Origin of the sequence: Sphingobacterium sp. GVS05A, assembly GCF_019969845.1 — a bacterium.
GTDB lineage: Bacteria > Bacteroidota > Bacteroidia > Sphingobacteriales > Sphingobacteriaceae > Sphingobacterium.
Genome location: NZ_JAHXYR010000007.1, coordinates 284372 through 305586, shown reverse-complemented (window position 1 = coordinate 305586; position 21215 = coordinate 284372). Strand labels below are relative to the sequence as shown.

The following is a 21215-nucleotide window of genomic DNA, read 5'->3' as shown; positions in this document are numbered from 1 at the left end:
ATAGCAATCCCTTTTTTGTATTAGCCCTTCGTAACAGCAAACCTGATCAGCTGTTTCGGAAAATTCAACCGCCCTTTATTCCACTTATTCCTGCTACGATCGCCCTAACTCCTAACTTTCAGATCGACTTCATCCGCCACCATGATCGTGTAATCGTTGATCATTGAAAGTGACGGGGATTTTCAAAAATATTTTGCCCATCATATAATGATACTACAGCAACAAAGCCCTCTTTCTTTTTCCATCATAATTCACTAAATTAGCGACCTTTAGAAAAGAAGCATACAACAGTCTGATGTACAAAGAATATAAGCAGTTAAATTTACCGGAGATTGGTAAAGAGATTTTGACCCGTTGGGAACAGGAAAAAATATTCGAAAAAAGTATCAATAATCGCCCTGAGAGCAAGTCATATACATTTTTTGAGGGGCCACCTTCTGCAAATGGAATGCCTGGAATCCATCACGTGATGGCCCGTACGATTAAGGATATTTTCTGTCGCTACAAGACATTGAAAGGCTACCAGGTAAAACGAAAAGGAGGCTGGGATACCCATGGTCTTCCAATTGAACTTGCTGTCGAGAAAGCTCTTGGTATAACTAAAGAGGATATCGGCAAAAAGATTACCGTAGAAGAATATAATGACGCTTGCCGCAAGGAAGTAATGAAATATACCGATGTATGGAATGACTTAACCAACAAGATGGGTTATTGGGTCGATCTTGAGCATCCTTACATCACGTATAAAAACGAATACATCGAAACGTTATGGTATTTGTTAAAAGAGCTCTATAAAAAGGGCTTATTGTATAAAGGTTACACCATTCAACCTTATTCACCTGCTGCAGGTACAGGTTTGAGTTCACATGAGCTTAATCAACCAGGCACGTATAAAGATGTGAAGGATACAACAATTGTTGCTGAATTTAGATTGATCAAAAGCCAGCTCCATCCAGCGATTGAAAAATTAGTGGACGATGAAGCCGAAGATGTTGCATTTATCGCCTGGACAACTACGCCCTGGACCTTACCGTCCAATACAGCTCTGGTTGTTGGCAAAAAAATAAACTATGTCAAAATCAGAACTTTCAATAAATATACAGGTGCACCGGTATCTGTTGTATTGGCAAAAGATCTGATCAGCAAGCATTTTAAAGCAGAGGGGCAAGATGCCTCTTTCCAAGACTACAAGTTGGGTGATAAAGTTATCCCTTGGGAACTTGCAACAGAATTTGTAGGCGAAGAGCTTGTAGGCTTGCGTTATGAACAATTGTTGCCTTATATCACCAATGAAGATTTACAAGAGAATGCTTTCCGTGTAATCCCTGGTGACTTTGTGACCACTGAAGATGGTACAGGTATCGTGCATGCTGCGCCGACCTATGGTGCAGATGACTTTCGTGTAGCAAAAGAACACGGTGTACCGGGTATTTTGGTCAAAGACGAAAATGGGAAAGATGTTCCTACGGTAGACCGTACAGGTCGTTTCGTGAATGAAATCACCGATTTTGCAGGACGATTTGTAAAAGAGGAATACTACAGTGCAGAAGAGCGTGCGAAAGAAGATTTCAAACCTACTGACGTCTTGATCTCGATCAAACTAAAAGAGGACAATAAAGCATTTGATGTAAAAAAATACGAGCACACCTACCCACACTGTTGGCGTACAGACAAGCCGGTTTTATACTATCCATTGGATAGCTGGTTTATCCGTACTACTGCGGTAAAGGAGGATTTGGTAGCGTTAAACAAAACAATCAACTGGAAACCTGAAGCAACTGGAACAGGACGCTTTGGAAACTGGTTGGAAAACCTCGTTGATTGGAACCTTTCCCGTTCTCGTTACTGGGGAACACCACTTCCGATCTGGCGTTCAGAAGATGAGAATGAAGAGGTTTGTATCGGTTCGCTACCTGAATTAAAGTCTTTGTTAGAGGCTTCCCTGACTTCAGATGTTTTATCGGCAGATGAAAAAGCGAAAAACCAAGCCTATCTAGACAAATTTGACACAGAAAAACTGGATTTACACCGTCCATATGTTGACGACATCGTTCTTGTTTCTGACGCTGGTCAAAAATTATTCCGTGAGCCTGATTTAATTGACGTATGGTTCGATTCGGGAGCAATGCCTTATGCACAATGGGGATTGGATCATGAGAAACTAGCAAAAGGTGAAGAGTTTCCATTTAAAGAGGGATTCAATCATGCATACCCTGCAGACTTCATTGCGGAAGGAGTTGATCAGACTCGTGGATGGTTCTTTACGCTACATGCGATCTCCACGATGATGTATAAATCGGTCTCTTTCAAAAACGTTGTTTCCAATGGATTGGTATTGGATAAAAACGGAAATAAGATGTCCAAACGCTTAGGCAATGGCGTTGATCCTTTCTCGACGATCGATCAATATAGTGCTGATGCTACTCGTTGGTATATGATCAGCAATGCTGCTCCTTGGGACAACTTAAAGTTCAACATGGAAGGATTGGATGAGGTACGCCGTAAGTTCTTCGGTACGCTATACAATACCTATGCATTTTTTGCACTTTATGCCAACATTGATAAGTTCTCCTATGCGGAACCAGATATTGCATTGGAAAACCGTCCTGAAATTGACCGCTGGATTATCTCGTTACTAAATTCACTAACGAAAGAAGTGGATGAATATCTGGCGGATTACGAACCGACGAAAGCCGCACGTGCAATCCAAAACTTTGTGGACGAACACTTGAGTAACTGGTACGTTCGTTTGTGCCGTCGTCGTTTCTGGAAAGGAGAATATACCGAAGATAAGATTTCTGCATATCAGACATTATACACTTGTCTGGATACCATTGCGAAATTAATGTCACCAATATCGCCATTCTTCTCGGATAGACTATTCCTGGATTTGAATACTGCGACCAATAAGGAACAAGTGGAGTCAGTTCACTTAGCCAACTTTCCGGTATACGACGAAAAACTAGTGGATAAAGATCTGGAAGAACGTATGGCCCTGGCGCAGGATATTTCGTCGTTGACACTTTCACTACGTAAGAAAACGTCGATCAATGTGCGTCAGCCATTAAACAAAATCCTCGTTCCTGTATTGGACAGTGCTTTTCAGGAGAAGGTAGAAAAAGTAAAAGATTTGATACTTTCGGAAACCAATATCAAAGATATTGAGTTTATTACGGATACAACTGGTATAATCAAGAAAAAAATAAAACCAAACTTCAAAGCTCTTGGCGCGAAAGTTGGTAAGGATATGAAGTTAGTTTCTTCATCTATCCAATCGTTGACTATAGATCAAATCAGTACATTGGAATCAGCAGGTGAATTGGCCTTAACGGGTACACCATATACTATTCTATTGAGCGATGTAGAGATAATAGCAGAGGATGTGGAGGGATGGCAAGTTGCAAATTTGGGCAAATTGACCGTAGCATTGGATGTTCATATTACCGAAGAATTGAAGAAGGAAGGTTTATCAAGAGAATTGATCAACCGTCTACAAAATTTACGGAAGGAAAAAGGACTTGAAGTGACTGACAGAATTAACGTAAAGTTAACAGCAGCCTCAGAAGTAGTCAATGCAGCGAAAGAAAATTTATCTTATATTTGCACCGAAATTCTAGCCGATTCATTGGTATTTGAAGATTCATTAACTGAAGGAGAGACCATCGAGATCGATGGCAAAGAACTTAAGGCATTAATCCAAAAAAATTAAATTATGGCAAACAACAACGAGAAAACACGCTATAGCGATTCAGAATTACAAGAATTCAAAGATATTATCTTGGACAAGCTTAGAATAGCAAAAGAAGAGCTTTCCTCGTTGACCGCAACGCTCAATAACAGCAATGCGAATGGTACAGACGATACTGCGGGTACATACAAGACCTTAGAAGATGGCTCTGCAACTTTGGAGAAGGAACAAACCAACCAATTGGCTGCACGTCAAAAGAAGTTTATCGACAACCTGGAAGCAGCGTTGGTGCGCATCGAGAACAAAACATATGGTATCTGTAGAGAAACCGGAAAACTGATCCAAAAAGAGCGCTTGAAAGCTGTTCCGCACACGACGTTGAGCATCGAAGCGAAAAACAAACAATATTAATTTTAGGCAAAAATATATGGTCTTTGCGTGGGCAAAGACCATTTTTATAGCACAATGAAGGGGTATACGAAACCAGTCGCACTAATTGTCGCGATTCTTTTAATAGACCAATTGTCAAAAATATGGGTCAAGCTCTCTATGACAATTGGACAAAGTCACCACATATTAGGTAAATTCTTCCAAATCCATTTTATTGAAAACAATGGGATGGCCTACGGAATGGAATTTGGTGGTGATTACGGGAAATTGTTCCTGACCGTGTTTCGGATACTGGCCGTAGCCGGTATCGGGTATGGTCTACATTACATGATCAAGAATAAATACAACCGTGGCTTTATATTAAATGTAGCCCTGATTCTTGCCGGTGCTTTGGGAAATATCATTGATTCAGCATTCTATGGTGTAATCTTCAGTGACAGTACCTTTTACGAAAAAGCATCTTTATTTCCGGCGGGTGGAGGATATTCATCCTTCCTGCATGGAAAGGTCGTTGACATGCTTTATTTTCCTTTAATTGAAGGTACTTTCCCTACTTGGGTACCTTTTTGGGGTGGTGAAGAGTTTCTATTCTTCCGACCTGTATTCAACATTGCGGACTCAGCTATTTCAGTGGGTGTCGTGCTGATACTATTATTCCAAAAACGGTATTTCAAAACGGAAAAAGAAGAGAAATCGAGTATCCATAGTGAAATCGTTGAAGATTAACGAAATATCTTACAAAGCCTTGTTAATCACAAGGCTTTTCTTTTAAAACGTTAAAAACGGGGATTGTAATCCGATTATCAAGCAATCTGGTCATATAGGTTATGACGGTCTCCATACTAAATACCAAAAAATGAAAAACATAAACTTATTCCTAATCGTCTGCGCACTTTTTGTGACAAAAATGGCACAAGCACAACAAATTGAAATCCCGAATCTAAAAAAACATATCTACTACCTGGCGGATGACAAAATGCAAGGTCGCGGAACAGGTAGTAAAGAAGCGTTCAAAGTAGCTGACTATATCGAAAAGGAGTTTAAAAAATATAAATTACAACCCAAGGGCGAAAAAGGCTATCGCCAATCTTTCAAAGCAAAGGTATGGAAGGTAAAGGTAGCTGACAGTATTCGCAATGCTGACAATATTATTGGTTTTATCGATAATGGAGCAGTGCTGACAGTTGTGATAGGTGCGCATTACGATCACTTGGGAACAGGTCGCCAAGGTAGCTCAAAAGACTCGCTAGGTGTTGGTAAAATCCACAATGGTGCTGACGACAATGCTTCGGGTACTGCAGGTTTATTGGAACTCGCCCGTTATTTTAGCACCAATAAAGAAAAAGAACCTTACAATCTATTATTTATAGCCTTTGGTGCCGAGGAACTGGGATTGGTTGGCTCCAAATATTTTACCGAGCACCCTACTCTACCGCTGGAAAAAATTACGGCAATGCTTAACATGGATATGATCGGCCGCTACAATCCGGACAATGGTCTTGCCGTCATTGGATATGGAACAAGCAGTCAATGGCCGACTGTTTTCAAAGACGTCCAAGCACCTATCAAGTTCAATTTAAGCAAAGATGGTAACGGCGGGTCGGATCAGACTTCATTCTACAAAAAGAATATTCCAGTATTATTCTTCCATACTGGCGGACACCCCGACTATCATATGCCCACGGATGATGCAGACAAGATCGACTACAATTCATTAAAATCTATTTTGGATTTAGAGAAATCGGTGATCGAGAATATCATGAAACAGTCGAATAAAATGGACTTTATCTGGACCAACTAAAACGGATAAAATAAACCGTAGATGATTTTTCAAAATATGGCCTAGGCTCGAGGGCAAACGAGAGCGGATTTATTAAGGTACTTTAGATACCCACGAGATTAAAACACAGATAAAAAAATAAGTATACGGATGAAAAAAATTCTTGTCACAGGATCCAATGGCTTTTTGGGTCAGAAGGTCGTCGACCTACTTGCTGGAAATAATCTTTATGAGGTTACAGCCATTTCAAAAGGCCCGAATAGAAACCCGAATCAAGCGGGATATATTTTCTATCAAGTTGACTTGTTGGATCAGATCCTATTAGCGGATTTTTTATCCAACCATATTTTTGATGCGATTATACACACCGCTGCAATGACCAGTGTGGAAGCATGTGAGGCTGATAAAGCGGCCTGCCAGCTGATCAATGTAGATCTGGTACAAACACTAGCAAGTTACTGCGAAAAAAATAAGACACAGTTAATCCATCTCTCGACTGATTTTGTCTTTGATGGCAAAAAAGGCACGGCCTATAATGAACTGGACGCACCCAACCCACAAAGTGAGTATGGTAAAAGCAAATATGCCTCTGAGCGAGTACTGGCACAGTCTTCCTGTCATTATGCGATCTTACGTACAATTTTGGTCTACGGTATCAACGGAGATCCGAATCGTTCCAATCTAGTCCTTTGGGCAAAGGCAAAGCTCTCCCAAAAAGAAGCTATAAAAGTGGTTAATGACCAATGGAGAATGCCTACCTTTGTAGATGATTTAGCGCATGCTTGTCAATTGGCTATTGAACGACAAGCTCAGGGAATATTTCATATCTCTGGAGCAGAGCTGATGTCCATCAATGAGGCGGTTTATAAAATCGCAGATTATTGGAAACTGGACAAAACATTGATTTCAGAAATTAGCGCAGCGAGTATTGGACAAGCGGATAACAGGCCGCGCCAGACAGGTTTTGATCTTAGTAAATCCGAAAATGAACTGGGCTATGTACCAACAACATTTTTGAAATCTTTGGAAATAATTGATAGCCAATTCAAAGAATTTGGACGATAATGACAAAAAATGATATGATAGAGAAATTTGCTAGAGAGTCATACACGGAGATGAACGAATTGGTCCTGCCTAACGATACCAACACATTTGGAAATCTAATGGGCGGCCGTTTATTATACTGGATGGATATCTGTTCAGCTATTGCCGCACAAAAACATTGTAGCAATGTGGTCGTTACAGTATCTGTGGATAATGTATCTTTTAAGCGTTCGATCAAATTGGGTGAAGTGGTCACCATACAAGCACAAGTGACACGTGCCTTTAATAGCTCCCTAGAGGTACGCATGGAAATTTTCGCGTCAAATCTGCCCGAGGGCACACGTGTAAAAACCAATGAGGCTTATTATACCTTTGTTGCTGTAGACGCCGACAACAACCCTAAAGCTGTCCCCGTATTGATCCCTGAGACAGAGTCAGAACACAAAGCTTACGAGGATGCATTACAACGGCGAGAACTTCGTCTTATTCTGGCAGGGAAATTAAAACCCGAAAATGCAAAAAAACTAAAAGCATTGGTCAGTTTATTTAGCCAAAAGAACTGATAAGATAGGCTGTAAGTACAATAAATAAAAAGAGAGGACATGAACATGTCCTCTCTTTTTATTTATTGTACTAGCCAAACACTACAGTACCTTGGTCTATCATTCTTCTAAATCAACTAATCCTCGTTACCTAAGGCCAGGATTCGATCAAATTCCTCAGGTTTAAGTGGCATCACCGATAGGCGGCCCTGTCTTACCAAAGCGATATCCTGTAACTGTTCATCTGCTTTGATCGTCTCCAGGGAGACAGATTTCTTCAATGTTTCAACAGGAGCCAGATCTACGACAACCCAACGTTCATCATCTGTCGTTGGGTCCTGATAAAACTCTTTCACCACTTTCGCGACACCAACCACATCCTTTCCTTCGTTGCTATGATAGAACAGAACCAAGTCCCCTTCTTTCATCGCTTTCATATTATTCCTAGCCTGGTAATTGCGTACACCATCCCAAAACGTCCGCCCATCTTTATTGAATTGTTCCCAACTATATTTAAATGGTTCAGATTTTACTAAGAAATATTGCATATTCAAATATTTGTTAAGCGTTAAAAACTATTGTTGCGGCATTAATACTTCCATTTTATCCGCAAAATGCGCACAGTAATCACGCAAGTCACCAATAACCTTCTCAGCCATGGGATCTCCACCTGAAGAACGGATAAATGAATCCCCTAGGGTTTGTAAAGTTTCGTAAAAAAAACGCTTCATTTCATCATAAGGCATGTCTTTTGTCCAAAGGTCAATGCGCATTGAATTTTTATAATGTGAATCCCATAGTGCTAAAAACATTGCTTTAGCAGGTAATTCTTCTGCATTATTCCCATCTGTGGACGACCACATGATGTTTTCAGGAACATTGTTTTCGTCAAGCTCTACTTGTAATTTTATTTCCGCTTTTTTCATTTTAGTATTGAGTATTGAGATATGAGTATTTAGTATTGAGATTTTACCTCAACAAGCCTACGGCTTATCCACCATCTCCATTTTTTAATTTTCACTTTTTAATATATCAACTGAATGTTACTTTAACGATCAGGCTGGCAACGCATACCAGCACCAAAAACGCCAACTGTAACATCCACATCTTTTTATTCTCTTTGATAAGTACTCGAAACAAAATATCGACTACCGTCAGTAGTACCATCACGGCTATAAATGCTCCCCATGTAAATAGTGCCTTTTCGTCATTGGGATTTTCCATAACAAACCAAGCGACCAAGCATGCACTAGCAATATTTAAAGGAGTAAACCGCATTTTTGGCTATCGCTTCTTGAAATTACGATTTGACCCTGTTGCCTTACCACCAGACTTCCCTTTGCTCTTGGCTTTCGGCTTAAAGCCGGAGGCACGTTGTGCTTCACGTACTTCCTTTTGTTTGATCACATATTTCTTTTCATGGAAGGCTCCCTGATAATCTGGATTGTCTTTTTTCTTTTGATTATCAATATCGCGTGCTATATCCTGTTTCTCCTGAAAAGGTGTTTTCTCAATAAATACCTCCTCTGGAATTGGATGCACCGGAATACTCTGCTTAATCAGTTTCTCAATTTTTCGAACATAATATTTTTCGGCCTCATTGCAAAAAGTGATTGCATCCCCTTCATTGAAGGCTCTACCAGTACGTCCAATACGATGCACATAGTCTTCTATAACAATAGGAACTTCAAAATTGATTACGTGGCTCACGTTGGAAACATCGAGTCCCCGCGCTGCAACATCCGTTGCAACAAGGATACGGATATTTCCCTCCTTAAATGCGTTGATCGAGTTTATACGGGTATTCTGTCCTTTATTGGCATGAATGACACGAACTTCATCTTTGCCATATTTACGTTCCAGAAAATGAAAAACGTTATCTGCAACTTGTTTTGTCTTACAAAAAACAATCAGTCTGCTAAAAGCTTCATCATCTTTTAATAGATGCTGCAATAAATTCAGCTTCGTTTTTTGATTAGGAACAAGATATAATGCCTGACTGACCGTTTTAGCTGGGGTCGCTTGTTCGGACACCTCTATAATAGTAGGAAAAGCAAGAAAATCTCCAGCGATCTTACGAACAAGCTCACTCATTGTTGCTGAAAACAATAAATTTTGGCGTTTACGTGGAACGATTTCCAATACACGGTGGATTTTGCTGATAAATCCCATATCCATCATCTTGTCCGCTTCGTCCAAAACTAAAAATTTGAGTGATTTAACAACGATATGTCCTTCTAAGTACAAATCAAGGAATCGACCCGGTGTAGCAACGATAATATCAACTCCTTTTTCAAGTGTTTCTATTTGAGTTTTTGGGCCCAATCCTCCATACAATACAACAGAACGTAAATCGAGGTAAGTAGAAAATAATTTGATGTTCTCCTCGATCTGCATCGCCAACTCCCGGGTTGGTGTCAAGATCAGGGCACGCGCATCATTTCCCTGTGCATACTTCAATTTCATCAACATAGGCAATACAAATGCAGCTGTCTTTCCGGTTCCGGTCTGGGCTATTCCCATCACATCCTGTCCCGCCAATATCGGTGTAATTGCCTTTTCTTGGATCTCAGTCGGTTGTTCATACCCCGCTTCTGTGATCGCATTTAAGATCTGTTTATTGAATTTAAAATTTTCAAATGATTGCTGCATCCGACAAAGATAAGGAAAAGAGTCCATTTGACTTTCTTCAATAAACATTCCGGCACACATTTACTTTTAATTGACATAAAAATTGGGAAAAAGCACAATATAAAGTCTAATATTTTGGTTTTTAATAGAATTAAAGCATTTTTGTAGGGTATAAACAAACTTTTTATCAGGTTGATATGAAAAAATTATGGATGTGTTTGTTGTTGATAACAACAAGCTTTGCTGCATTTGCCGATGAGGGAATGTGGTTTTTAATGTATCTGAAGCGTCTAAATGAGGCAGATATGCAAAAAAAAGGACTTCGTTTAAGTGCCGAAGAGATCTACAGCATTAACAACTCTAGCTTAAAAGACGCTATCGTGCAATTCGCTGGTGGCTGTACAGCAGAAATTGTCTCAGATCAGGGCTTGGTATTCACCAATCACCACTGTGGATACGGAGCAATTGCCGAATTGTCCACACCAGAAAACGACCACTTAACAAATGGTTTCTGGGCAAAATCGAAAAGTGAGGAATTGAAACCCAAATCGCTATCTGTACGCTTTTTTGTACGTATGGATGATGTTTCAAAACGTATCTTAGGTTTGGTTACCAATAAAATGACTGAAGATGAACGCAACAAAATCATAGCGGCTGAGATTGCAAAAATCCAAAAAGAAAACAGCGAAAATGGCAAGTATGTTGTTGAAGTAAAATCTTTCTACCAAGGAAATGAGTATTATTATTTTGTATACCAAGATTATAATGACGTACGTCTAGTGGGCACTCCTCCAAATAGCATTGGTAAATTCGGTGGCGACACGGACAACTGGGAATGGCCTCGTCACACTGGTGACTTTTCAATTTTCCGCGTCTATGCAGACAAAAACGGAAATCCAGCGGAATATGCCCAGGATAATGTTCCTTTGAAACCAAAACATTTCTTACCTGTTAGCTTAAAAGGTGTTCAGGAAGGTGATTTTGCCATGATCCTTGGTTATCCTGGTCGTACCAATCGTTGGATGCCTTCAGGAGGAATCAATCAAAACGTGAAATTTGCGTACCCTGCTTGGGTTGAAGCTTCCAAAACAGGTATGGATGCCATGAAAAAATTCATGGATCAAGATCAAGCGGTCAAACTAAACTATGCTTCGAAATATTCTCAAGTAGCCAATTACTGGAAAAATCGTCAGGGTATGATCGATGCATTGACCTTACATCAAACGGCGGCATCTAAAGCAAAAGATGAGGTTAAATTTGACAAATGGGCTAATAGGGCGGCCAATAAAGCGGAATACGGTGATGTGATCAAAACAATCAATGCATTCTATAGTGCAACAAATGAGAAAGCGAAACACGATAATTACCTGATGGGTATGATCCGTTCCAGTGCGATCGCAACGTTACCCTACTCCATCGGCTCTGGTTTAGAAGTTTATGCTACGGCTGATGAAGCACGCAGAAAAGATATCCTTCCACGTTTGAAATCAGCGATTGATGCTGGCTACGAAAAAATGTATATGCCGCTAGAAGAACAGGTATTGATCGACGAGCTGAATCTATATGCAAAAAAGGCCGGAAATATTGCTCCTTACGTTGCTGAATTGGCAACTAAAAACAATAATGATTTTACAGCCTATATCAAAGAATCTGTAAAAAACAGCATTTTTGCTTCCGCTGAGCGCCTGAACAATTACTTAGAAAACCCAAATGCTGAGATTTTGGCAAATGATCCATTGTATAAGTTATCTTCGGCATTGATCAGCAAATACCGTCAGGAAGATCCTAGCGCAAAAGCTGAGCATGACAAGTTCGACGCAGCTTACCGCAAATATGTTGCTGGTGTATTGGCTTCCAATCCAAAAGGTAAATTCTATCCAGATGCAAACAGCACATTGCGTCTTTCTTATGGCGCTATCAAAGGCTTACCAAAAGACCCACGTAACGACGCTGATAAGAACTTCTATACAACCCTAAAAGGTACTGTTGCGAAATACAAAAAAGGTGATGAAGAGTTCGATTTGCCACAACGTTTGATGGATTTGTACAAAAATAAGGACTATGGTCGTTACGCTGACAAAAAAGGATATTTACCAGTAAACTTCCTAAGTGACAACGATATAACCGGTGGAAACTCTGGTTCTCCGGTGATAAATGGCAATGGCGAATTAATTGGCCTAGCTTTTGATGGTAATATCGAGGCGATGGCTGGTGATGTGATCTTCGACCATAAGCTACAACGTACAATTTCAGTTGACATCCGTTATGTATTATTTATCATCGATAAATTTGCTGGCGCAACTAACATTATTGACGAACTTAAGATTGTTGAATAGTTTTTTTTAAGCTTTTTCGATAAAAAAAAACGAAATTTATTTTCAATTTGATTCGTTTTTGTATATTTAGGGAGTGTTTAGGAAAAACCATAAAAACTAAAATTATAATTATAAAAAAATGGAAAACTACGTAAAATTAAAAGAGTTAGTAGCTTCTATCGAAGCTGATGCAGACAAGTTCTTCAACAATGGTAATTCTGCTGCTGGTACACGTGTACGTAAAGGATTACAAGACATCAAAACCTTAGCACAAGAAATTCGTAACGAAGTTACTGCTAAGAAAAACGACGGAAAATAATCTTTCCTGAGTTCACATAAAAAAGGCCTTTCAAATGAAGGGCCTTTTTTATGCGTTAATGCGACCCTGTACTTGTTACAAGTAGTAACAGCCCATCACAAGGTTATAGACCTTCACACCAAGATATCCCCCTACTACTGCATTTAGTTTGTCGTAAACTTGCTTTCTATTCAAAGGTTTGTCTTTTTTCTTAAGAAACTCGTTAGAAGAAATCGCCACAGGACTCAGCTCTACTTTGGTGGCAAACATATTATAGTGAAGCTCTGGGACAGCCAACCCCAAAATCATCCCAGGTAGACCATTGAATGCAGACGGCCCGCCAGATACGGGAATCTGATCTGTATAAAATGCGACAGCATAGATTGAGTCAAGTACAAGCCCATTAGCTCTGCGGCATTGATATCCTGCGATCTCCCTGTACTCGTTTGTAATTTTCCATTTAATCTTCAGAGTAGAATCGGCTATTACAATCCGTTCTCCTCCCAATTCAAAAGTAGATTTGAACGTCTTTGTTTTCAAATGCTGATAACTGCTAATTCCCGACTCGAAAATTCCCATCCGCATCAGCTGCTGAGCGGCCTCAGGATAGTCCTCAGGCACATGTTCATAAAGCACCTCATTTGTAGAAAACTTCAACGTCTTCTTGAGGACTTGATTTTCTGGCGCATGTTCAGCCATTCCCTTAAATGCATTTCGACTCTCTTCGTCCTTAGCATAAGCTCCATAACGCTTGATCAAATTTTTAAGAAATACGGTTTTCTCAAAAGTAATCGTTCCCTGATCTGGAAAATAAGCATATTGACCCTCAGCCGCCTTTCCCAAACATAGTATTAAAAATAGGGTTATTATATTTCTGATCGTTCTCATTTTATTTTGATTTGACTAGCATCTTGTTGATTTCCCAGCTCAGTTTTACCATATAATACCTACCAATCGTATTAAATCGACGCTCAGTCAGAAGTGATCCATTTTGATTTCGCTCAAAGCCAACATTTTGGTTCAATACGTCATTGATCATGAATGTCAGCTCCAACTTCTCGTCTTTCATAAACTTTTTTGACAAGCCAGGGCTCAACACCAAACGCTCGAATTTCTTGCTATATACTGCTGTTGGTGCCTGATATCTGTAATTAAAATCTGTTCTTAATACAAATTTGGCTGGCAGGAAGTATTTAAATTCTCCATTAGAAGAAAATGTAAAACCTTTACTATCTTCCATCATACCAATCGAATTATCCTGGATGACATATCCCGGTGAAACCTCAATTCCAAAATCCAAACCTTTTGTGGAGGACTTTTGAAGTCCATAACTCAATGAATAGGTCTGAAACTTTGCATTGGCTAAAACATTATTCACGTAATTATAATTATTACCGATAGAAATAGTAGGCCCCCCACCGTGTCTCAATTGGTACTTTTTCCATAAAATCCCATAATACATTGGTCTTATGCTAATCTGATTGTTGGCATTATTATTCAAGTTATCCCAGATAAAGGTGGTTTTGCCGACAGAGTCTATTGTGGTGTTTTGTACCAAAGCATTATTCGTTCGGGAAGCATTGATGTAGATACCGTAAAACTCACCTGTAAGAATTGAGAAAGATCTAAAGTTTAAATTCAATTCATTCGTATAAGATGGCTTTAAATTTTCGTTTCCTAAATATTCGTTCAATGGATCAAGATTTGACCGTAGTGGCTGAATCTGATTGAGCGAAGGTAATCCATTTGTTCCTCTATAGATCACGGAAATAGATCTATTTTTTTTAATCTCATAATTTAAATCCAAAATGGGATTATAAACAAAGAAAGATCTGGACAAATGTGCGTCGTCCGCTCTGTTCAATTGTGACAAGTCACTATTTTCAAACCTGTTGGCAATGTTAACAACGAATTTTTCCATCGGCTTATAGTTGATCGAAAGATTATAGGTGTTCTTCGTTGTTTTGTACAAAAAGTCATTACTATACACATCATCCTTATCGTCATACTCTCCTGTGTTCAGATTTTTGTTCAGGGATTCTACCGAATTACTATTACGGTTAAAATTAATACCGTATTCAAAAGCTAGTATGACCTTTTTTGATAACGGTTCAGAATAAGACAGCTCACCACCAGTTGTAAATGTATTGTTATTAATGACCTTTTTCTGATCCAAGGTTGTATTTCCCACAGAATCTCCATTTCTATAATAAACTAAGCTTGAATATAGTTTTTGCTCACCATCCTGCTTACTTCCTGAGGTGAAATAATTGATTGTTAATGAACGACCCTTTTTCTTAAATCGTTTCACATAAAGTGCTGAAGCATTATACTCCTCTGACTTGGTATCATTGTGAAGATCTCGGGTATTTCCATTAACCATCTGATCAAATTGGTTAACTGTATTTGAAATAGTCCTTGAAGAGCTGATATCCCGTCTCCTATTGGCGCCTGCCCATACAGTCAAATCGGATAAAGAATCTATTTTAAATTCATATTTCAGTCCAACATTATGTCTTTTATTATCACTGGAAGCAGCGGTATTGTTATTGCTAATCAGAATGGTATCTCTTGCTGCATTTCTGGTAAATATACTTCTATCCAGATCTACATTTGACTGGCTATATTTATAGTCAATCCGCCAGGAATGTTTCTTATTTGCGGTTTTATCGGAGTATAAGAAACCCATATTGAGAGACTTTGGAATTCCTTCGCCCTCAAAATTTCCAGAACCGTCACCATCACCGCCTATACTTGAAGCTTCCTGACCATTCAATCCTGTTTTGCCTGTATTACTTGCGATCAAATAAGTTGAAACCCGAAAAGATTGATTGAAATAATTCAAAAACCCCTGACCAAGGTAAAATTTATTGTTTCCTCCTCCAGCATCTACCTTACCAAAAATACCACGCTTGGCTTCCTCTTTTAACTTAACATTGATTGTCTGCGTACGTACGCCATCATCAATACCTGTTTTTTCTGCTTTATCGGATTTTTTCTCATAAACCTGAATCTTATCCACCATATCAGACCGGATATTTCGGCTCACCAATTTTGGATCGTCACCAAAAAACTCCTCCCCATCAACAAGCATCTTTTCAACTGTTTTCCCCTGTGCGGTAATCTTTCCAGAGGCATCTACAGTGATCCCCGGCAAAACTTTCAAAAGATCCTCAACCTTCGCATTCTTTTCTACCTTGAAACTCCGGGCATCGTATTCTGTTGTGTCTCCCTTTATTGTTATCGGAATCCGGCCCGTTACGATTACCTCCTGCAATAAAGTAGCGCTATTTGTAAGCCCGATCGACAAGTTTGTATAATCTCTCTTTGGTAAGATATCGGCATAATATTCGCCATATTTTGGATAGGTTACGATAAGCACATATTGGCCAGTATCCGGTTGTAGTAAAGAGAACCTTCCATCTTCATCGGATCGGGTGAAGTCTGTCAGAATCGAATCTTTGGCAGTTAACAACATAATCGTCGCATTATGAAGTTTAAGCTTGTCTTTTGCGTCGTTAATTTTTCCCTCGATTTTGGATTGCGCCTGAACTATTCCGCATAAGCAAAGTAGAAAAAGTAAAAGTGATAAACACACTCTTTTCATAAAATTTATTAAATGGTATTTAGTGACAAATTGCAATAACAGGCAAAACTACTATTTTACTGGATATTTTTTACTCCATCATAAAAAAAAATAACCATGTAATGAAAAAATCACCAACAAACTATAGGCAAGTCAATATAAGTCAGATGATATCAACAAAATTTTACATAAGATCATCATTATTAACATTGGTTTTCTTTTGCCACGATCAACAAAGGGCTATCCATGGATAGCCCTTTGTTGATCAGAACAACTAGTGTCATCAAATCACATCGTTTATTGAATAAGCTGATCTTCCTACAAATTGCCTAGCTCCATAATAAATTGAACCGTTTCCTTATTCATGTGCTGTGACAATACGCCCGAAATCTGCTCCGTCATTGTCTTTCTGGTCATCCGTTTCACTTTGCTTTTTTCGAATCTCTTTTTATCCATGATCACATCATTGCTTAATTCGACTTTAGTGGCAAAATAGGAAACATGCTGGCTGGGCACCACCAATCCAAGGATCATCCCGGGAAGCCCGTTGATAGACTCAGGTCCACCACTGATCGGAATCTCATTACAATAATACCCGATCACATAAATCGAATCAGCTGTAAGACCATTGGCTCTCCGGCAACTGTAACCTGCAATTTCACGATATTCATCAGTAACTTTCCATTTGATACGTTTCATGGTATCCTCCACAATAATCTTTTCACCAACGATATCATTATACCTTAGAAAAGAGCGGGTCGTCAAATTGGACTGGGTAATCGCTTCAAAGTCCAATGCAAACATCATAATGTATTGCTTGACCATCTGATCCAGATTATCATCTTTGACAGGTTCAAACAGGGTTTCATTGGCATTAAATTTTAATGTCTTTTTCAACACTACATTTTCGGGTAACTTGGGCAATACCTGTTCAAAAAATATTTTTGACTTATCATCAGCCTTGGCCAAGAATTTCTTACCCACAATATTCTTCATGTACATGGTTTTATCATAGGAAATACTCCCAGACCTTCCGAATAGCGTGTATTGTGCCTTAACGCTTAACATTGTACAACACAAAAAGAGAAAAAAGATATATTTTAACATGGTTATTAACTTAAATTTATAGAAACATTTTTGTGAAGTCCCAGGATAGCTTGAGTATATAGTATCTACGGATCGTATCATATCGACGTTGTGTAAAAATTGATGTTGATGCCGAACGACTGAAACCTTTATTTTGGTCAAGCACATCATTGATCATAAAATCCAACATGAGCGATTCATTCTTCAAGAATTTTTTACTTACCCCAGGGTGTAACAAAAATTGTTCAAATTTTTGATCAAAAGCCTTGGTCGCTGCTTCGTAGGTATAGCTATAGTTTGTATATACTTTAAAGGTTTTGCCAATAAAATATTCTACACTACCATTCGATCCAAATACAAAGCCGTTACTATTTGTGTTACGTTCCAAGCTGGATTTCATTAACCGATATTGCGGACTAAAGTTCAAATCGAAATTCAATCCAGTCTTTGTATCTCTTTTAAAATTGTATGTAAAATTAAAATTCGTTGTATTGACTTTGTTTAATTGCTGATTGAATAGATTATAATTGTCGCTCATATTCAGATAGAACTGTGGCGAATTGGACAAGCCTAATTTTTTGCTCAATTTAAAATGATAGCCAGACCAAATGTTCACAGAGGTATTTGTTTTACCCTTTACATTATTCCAGGTATATATATTGAGTCCTTTTACAGTATCTATATTTTGCGTGATTGGATTTTTATCCAAAGTGATATTCCCGCCCGCATAGACATAGCTTCCAGTCAGAATACGAAAGGAGTTATAATTGATATTTAAAGAGTTTCTAAAAGAAGGTTTTAAATTTTCATTTCCCAAGTAACGGTTGATCTGATCCGAGTTATCCAGAATAGGCTGAATCTGAGTCATGGAAGGCAGCTGATTCTTTCCTGTGTAATTCAACCATAACCCCTTGGTTTTTGTAAAAGAATATCCCGCACTTACATTGGGATTATACGTAAAATAACTTCTGGACAAGCCTTGCTTACTATTGTTGTTATATTGCTCCAGTTTATCGTTATTAAAATTATTGGCAACGGTAAACTTAAACTTGTCCGTCGTATGCACGATGGCTAATTTATACCTGCTGCTCCGTCTATCAAAATCGTAATTGTTACTGAAACGAGTGTCCAGGTCATTATATTTCCCTTCAGCATCTTTATTGAATGACTCAACACGGGAGGAGTTGTTACTACTTTCTATGCCCGTTCCGACAACAAGATTCCAAACTTTTGACAACGGCTCTGTATACGACAGCGAAGCGCCTAACACGTCATTTTCATTATTGCGTTCTTTGCGTTGATCTGTAGAGTCTACTGGTGTATAACCTTCGGTATCCTTCTTAGTCAAACTATTTTCAACAGTTGAGAATAGATAACCATCTCCTATCATCTCACTTCGTCTGAATTGACCATCAAATGTAAATGAACGTCCCTTTTTCTTAAATTTATGTGTAAAATAAGTACTAAAATTCAACTCGTTGATAGTGTTCTTGATGGTCTCATGAGTTTTTTCAGCTACAGTTGTATCCATATTCTGTGTAAACTGATAGCCTTCACGTTTGTTATCCGACCAAAGATTTTTGCGGGAAGCTCCGCCCCGGATGGTCAACGTATTTAATGAATCAAAATTCAGATCATATTTTAAATTGGCGCGATGCTGATCATTCTCTGTATCTACAGATTTAGTCGATTTATTATTGATCAGGCCAGTACTGATTGTCTCATCATCTCCATCACTGCTTAATCTTCCGTATTTATAGTTGATATTGACATTATGTTTATCCTTATTGAATTTATCCGAAAAATTGACACCCGAATTGATCGCACGTGGTATTCCGATAACACCTTGTCCGGAAAAAGGATCCGTAAAATTGGTCCAGGACATGGATCCGTCATCCCCATATGAAACACCCGAATCACCACCATATTTCTGTGCATCCTGCCAATTCATACTAGTTGTCCCATTATTTCCAAAAAGACCATAAACGGAGATCTTTTGAGATCCTTTGAATTTGTTTAACATCAACTGCCCCATATAATAGTCACTGGTACCGCCACCCAGCAAGGCTTTTCCGAACATGCCATTTTTGGAACCATCTTTAAGTTTGACATTAATAGTCTGTTCGCGTTGACCGTCATCTACACCTGTTCGTTCTGCCTGCTCGGATTTTTTTTCATACACCTGTACCTTATCAACCATATCCGATCGAATATTGCGGGTCACCAATGTCGGATCATCACCAAAAAACTCCTCGCCATCCACAAGTACCTTCTTGACAGTTTTACCTTGTGCGGTAATTTTTCCGGATGCATCGACAGTAATACCCGGCAAGACTTTCAACAAATCTTCAACCTTCGCATTTTTCTCTACTTTAAAACTACCAGCGTCATACTCTGTGGTATCCCCTTTTATAGTAATGGGAATTCGACCAGTAACAATAACTTCCTCCAATAAAGTGGCCGTTTTGGTCAGTCCAACAGCTAACTTGGAATAATCCCTGTCTTTAGAAATCTCTGTATAATAATCGCCGTATTTGGGATAACTTACGATTAATAGATAGGATCCTGTATCTGGCTTTGATAAAGAAAAAAGTCCATTTTCATCCGATCTCGTAAAACCTGTCAATATGGAATCTTTAGCGGTTAGCAACATGACTGTTGCATCAGATAGTTTAATCTGTTCTTTTACATCACTTATTTTTCCGGCAATTTTGGACTGCCCTAGCGCTATTCCATGAACACCGAAAACGAAAAATAAGAGAATTTGCAAAACTCTTTTCATAAAATTGTTGGATAGTATATCAATATAACATTAGTATATAAAACCAATGTTTTGTTACAGTAAATTTAATTTTATTTCTCAAAAAGTATTTAAACGGTCTACGGCTAATTGAGACGAAATAAAAAGGCTATATAATCAGGATATAGCGATCAGATAAATTCCATAAAAGATTCGGAATTATTGATAGCTCTTATCGCGTTGTATCTTGATCAATTTCCATAATTGATGACAGAAAGAGCAGATTAATACCACAAAAACAATTTGGGAGAGTATCATTATATAATTCCGGTATGTGGCCATCATTTCCATCGCCTCTAGTCGATTCATCCAATAGTTATTCAGTAAAATACCACAGATTGATCCCAAAAGAAAAAATATAATGGCATATTTTCTATCTGAAAGAGCTTTAGATTTTGCATTTTCTAAATCTGCAATCTGGCCCATAATACGTTGTTCGAAGTCATCAAAGGGCATGCTTACTTTACTCATTTGCATGACCTGTTTTATTTTCTTGTGTTCGTTATCCATGATATTCAGATTTTTTAATCAATTGATTCAATACCTGTTGCATATTTTTTCGTGCCCGATGCAGAATGACTTTCGTATTAGCGAGTGTCCAGCCCATTATTTCCTGGATTTCTTCCATTGATTGTTCCTCCAGGTAGAATAGACGTAAGGCGACAGATTCTTTGGGAGACAAAATAGCAAGGGCATCATTAATCATTTCTCTTCGCTCATTGCCGATAATTTCATCAAGTATAGACTCATCATAAGCCTGGTCATGGTCTGTAAGATCAAAGTCAATCAGCGTCAATTTCTTATACCGTATGCTATTAAAAGCAATATGAACAACAATACGATAAAACCAGGTGCTAAATTTTGATTTACCTTTAAATGAGGATAAGGACTGATAGCATTTAATAAAAGCATCTTGAACAACATCCTCAGCCAGATGTTCCTGCTTGACAATGGAAAGTGCAACAGAAAAAGCCATATCCTGATACGTTTTTATAAAATACCGGTATGATTCTACATCACCGGACAGTACTTTTCTAATATAGATTTCATCCATT

Annotated in this window: 18 protein-coding genes; 8 read left to right on the top strand and 10 right to left on the bottom strand. The window is 38.6% G+C overall.

Annotated elements, in window-relative coordinates; all coding sequences use genetic code 11:
- Positions 1-295 precede the first annotated feature (295 nt).
- The 6 genes from ileS (at position 296) to LC454_RS18485 (ending at position 7465) form a co-directional block, all read left to right on the top strand.
- Positions 296-3709: an isoleucine--tRNA ligase gene (gene ileS / locus LC454_RS18510; protein WP_223583925.1), complete on the top strand. Its 3414-nt coding sequence runs from the start codon at positions 296-298 to the stop codon at positions 3707-3709.
- Between the two features lie 3 nt (positions 3710-3712).
- Positions 3713-4099 carry a TraR/DksA family transcriptional regulator gene (locus LC454_RS18505; RefSeq protein WP_046674049.1) on the top strand — a complete coding sequence of 129 codons (387 nt, stop codon included), beginning with the start codon at positions 3713-3715 and terminating at the stop codon, positions 4097-4099.
- Positions 4100-4153: 54 nt separating this feature from the next.
- Positions 4154-4804 (top strand): lipoprotein signal peptidase, encoded by a 651-nt coding sequence (locus LC454_RS18500; RefSeq protein WP_223583924.1) that lies wholly within the window; start codon positions 4154-4156, stop codon positions 4802-4804.
- A 130-nt stretch (positions 4805-4934) separates the two neighbouring features.
- Entirely contained in the window at positions 4935-5879 is a 945-nt protein-coding gene (locus tag LC454_RS18495) for a M20/M25/M40 family metallo-hydrolase (protein ID WP_223583923.1), read from the top strand.
- Positions 5880-6008: 129 nt separating this feature from the next.
- Positions 6009-6923, top strand: coding sequence for an SDR family oxidoreductase (locus LC454_RS18490; protein WP_223583922.1), 915 nt, complete (start codon positions 6009-6011; stop codon positions 6921-6923).
- A 14-nt stretch (positions 6924-6937) separates the two neighbouring features.
- Positions 6938-7465, top strand: coding sequence for an acyl-CoA thioesterase (locus LC454_RS18485; protein WP_120261652.1), 528 nt, complete (start codon positions 6938-6940; stop codon positions 7463-7465).
- A gap of 116 nt (positions 7466-7581) precedes the next feature.
- On the opposite strand, the gene LC454_RS18480 is transcribed toward LC454_RS18485, so the two are convergent.
- From LC454_RS18480 to LC454_RS18465, 4 genes are all read right to left on the bottom strand, one after another.
- The gene (locus tag LC454_RS18480) at positions 7582-7992 is read right to left on the bottom strand and encodes an EVE domain-containing protein (RefSeq protein WP_120261571.1); all 411 of its coding nucleotides are present in this window, start codon (positions 7990-7992) and stop codon (positions 7582-7584) included.
- A gap of 27 nt (positions 7993-8019) precedes the next feature.
- Positions 8020-8370 (bottom strand): gliding motility protein GldC, encoded by a 351-nt coding sequence (gene gldC, locus LC454_RS18475; RefSeq protein ID WP_088160288.1) that lies wholly within the window; start codon positions 8368-8370, stop codon positions 8020-8022.
- Between the two features lie 106 nt (positions 8371-8476).
- The gene (locus LC454_RS18470) at positions 8477-8722 is read right to left on the bottom strand and encodes a hypothetical protein (RefSeq protein WP_223583921.1); all 246 of its coding nucleotides are present in this window, start codon (positions 8720-8722) and stop codon (positions 8477-8479) included.
- A 6-nt stretch (positions 8723-8728) separates the two neighbouring features.
- Positions 8729-10096: a DEAD/DEAH box helicase gene (locus LC454_RS18465; RefSeq protein WP_223583981.1), complete on the bottom strand. Its 1368-nt coding sequence runs from the start codon at positions 10094-10096 to the stop codon at positions 8729-8731.
- A 176-nt stretch (positions 10097-10272) separates the two neighbouring features.
- Here LC454_RS18465 and LC454_RS18460 point away from each other — a divergent pair, with 176 nt between their 5' ends.
- Positions 10273-12411, top strand: a complete 2139-nt coding sequence (locus tag LC454_RS18460) for a S46 family peptidase (protein ID WP_223583920.1) — start codon at positions 10273-10275, stop codon at positions 12409-12411.
- A 118-nt stretch (positions 12412-12529) separates the two neighbouring features.
- Entirely contained in the window at positions 12530-12709 is a 180-nt protein-coding gene (locus LC454_RS18455) for a hypothetical protein (RefSeq protein WP_045753606.1), read from the top strand.
- A 75-nt stretch (positions 12710-12784) separates the two neighbouring features.
- Here LC454_RS18455 and LC454_RS18450 read toward each other — a convergent pair whose 3' ends face one another.
- The 6 genes from LC454_RS18450 to LC454_RS18425 form a co-directional block, all read right to left on the bottom strand.
- Entirely contained in the window at positions 12785-13576 is a 792-nt protein-coding gene (locus tag LC454_RS18450; protein WP_223583919.1) for a GLPGLI family protein, read from the bottom strand.
- Position 13577: 1 nt separating this feature from the next.
- Positions 13578-16295, bottom strand: a complete 2718-nt coding sequence (locus LC454_RS18445) for an outer membrane beta-barrel protein (RefSeq protein ID WP_223583918.1) — start codon at positions 16293-16295, stop codon at positions 13578-13580.
- 297 nt (positions 16296-16592) lie between these two features.
- Positions 16593-17381: a GLPGLI family protein gene (locus LC454_RS18440; protein WP_223583917.1), complete on the bottom strand. Its 789-nt coding sequence runs from the start codon at positions 17379-17381 to the stop codon at positions 16593-16595.
- Positions 17382-17397: 16 nt separating this feature from the next.
- On the bottom strand, positions 17398-20142 hold the full coding sequence (locus tag LC454_RS18435) for an outer membrane beta-barrel protein (RefSeq protein WP_223583916.1): 2745 nt from the start codon (positions 20140-20142) through the stop codon (positions 17398-17400).
- Between the two features lie 177 nt (positions 20143-20319).
- On the bottom strand, positions 20320-20670 hold the full coding sequence (locus LC454_RS18430) for a hypothetical protein (protein ID WP_223583915.1): 351 nt from the start codon (positions 20668-20670) through the stop codon (positions 20320-20322).
- On the bottom strand, positions 20663-21214 hold the full coding sequence (locus LC454_RS18425) for an RNA polymerase sigma factor (protein WP_223583914.1): 552 nt from the start codon (positions 21212-21214) through the stop codon (positions 20663-20665). Before LC454_RS18425 ends, LC454_RS18430 begins: the two co-directional genes overlap by 8 nt.
- Position 21215 lies beyond the last annotated feature (1 nt).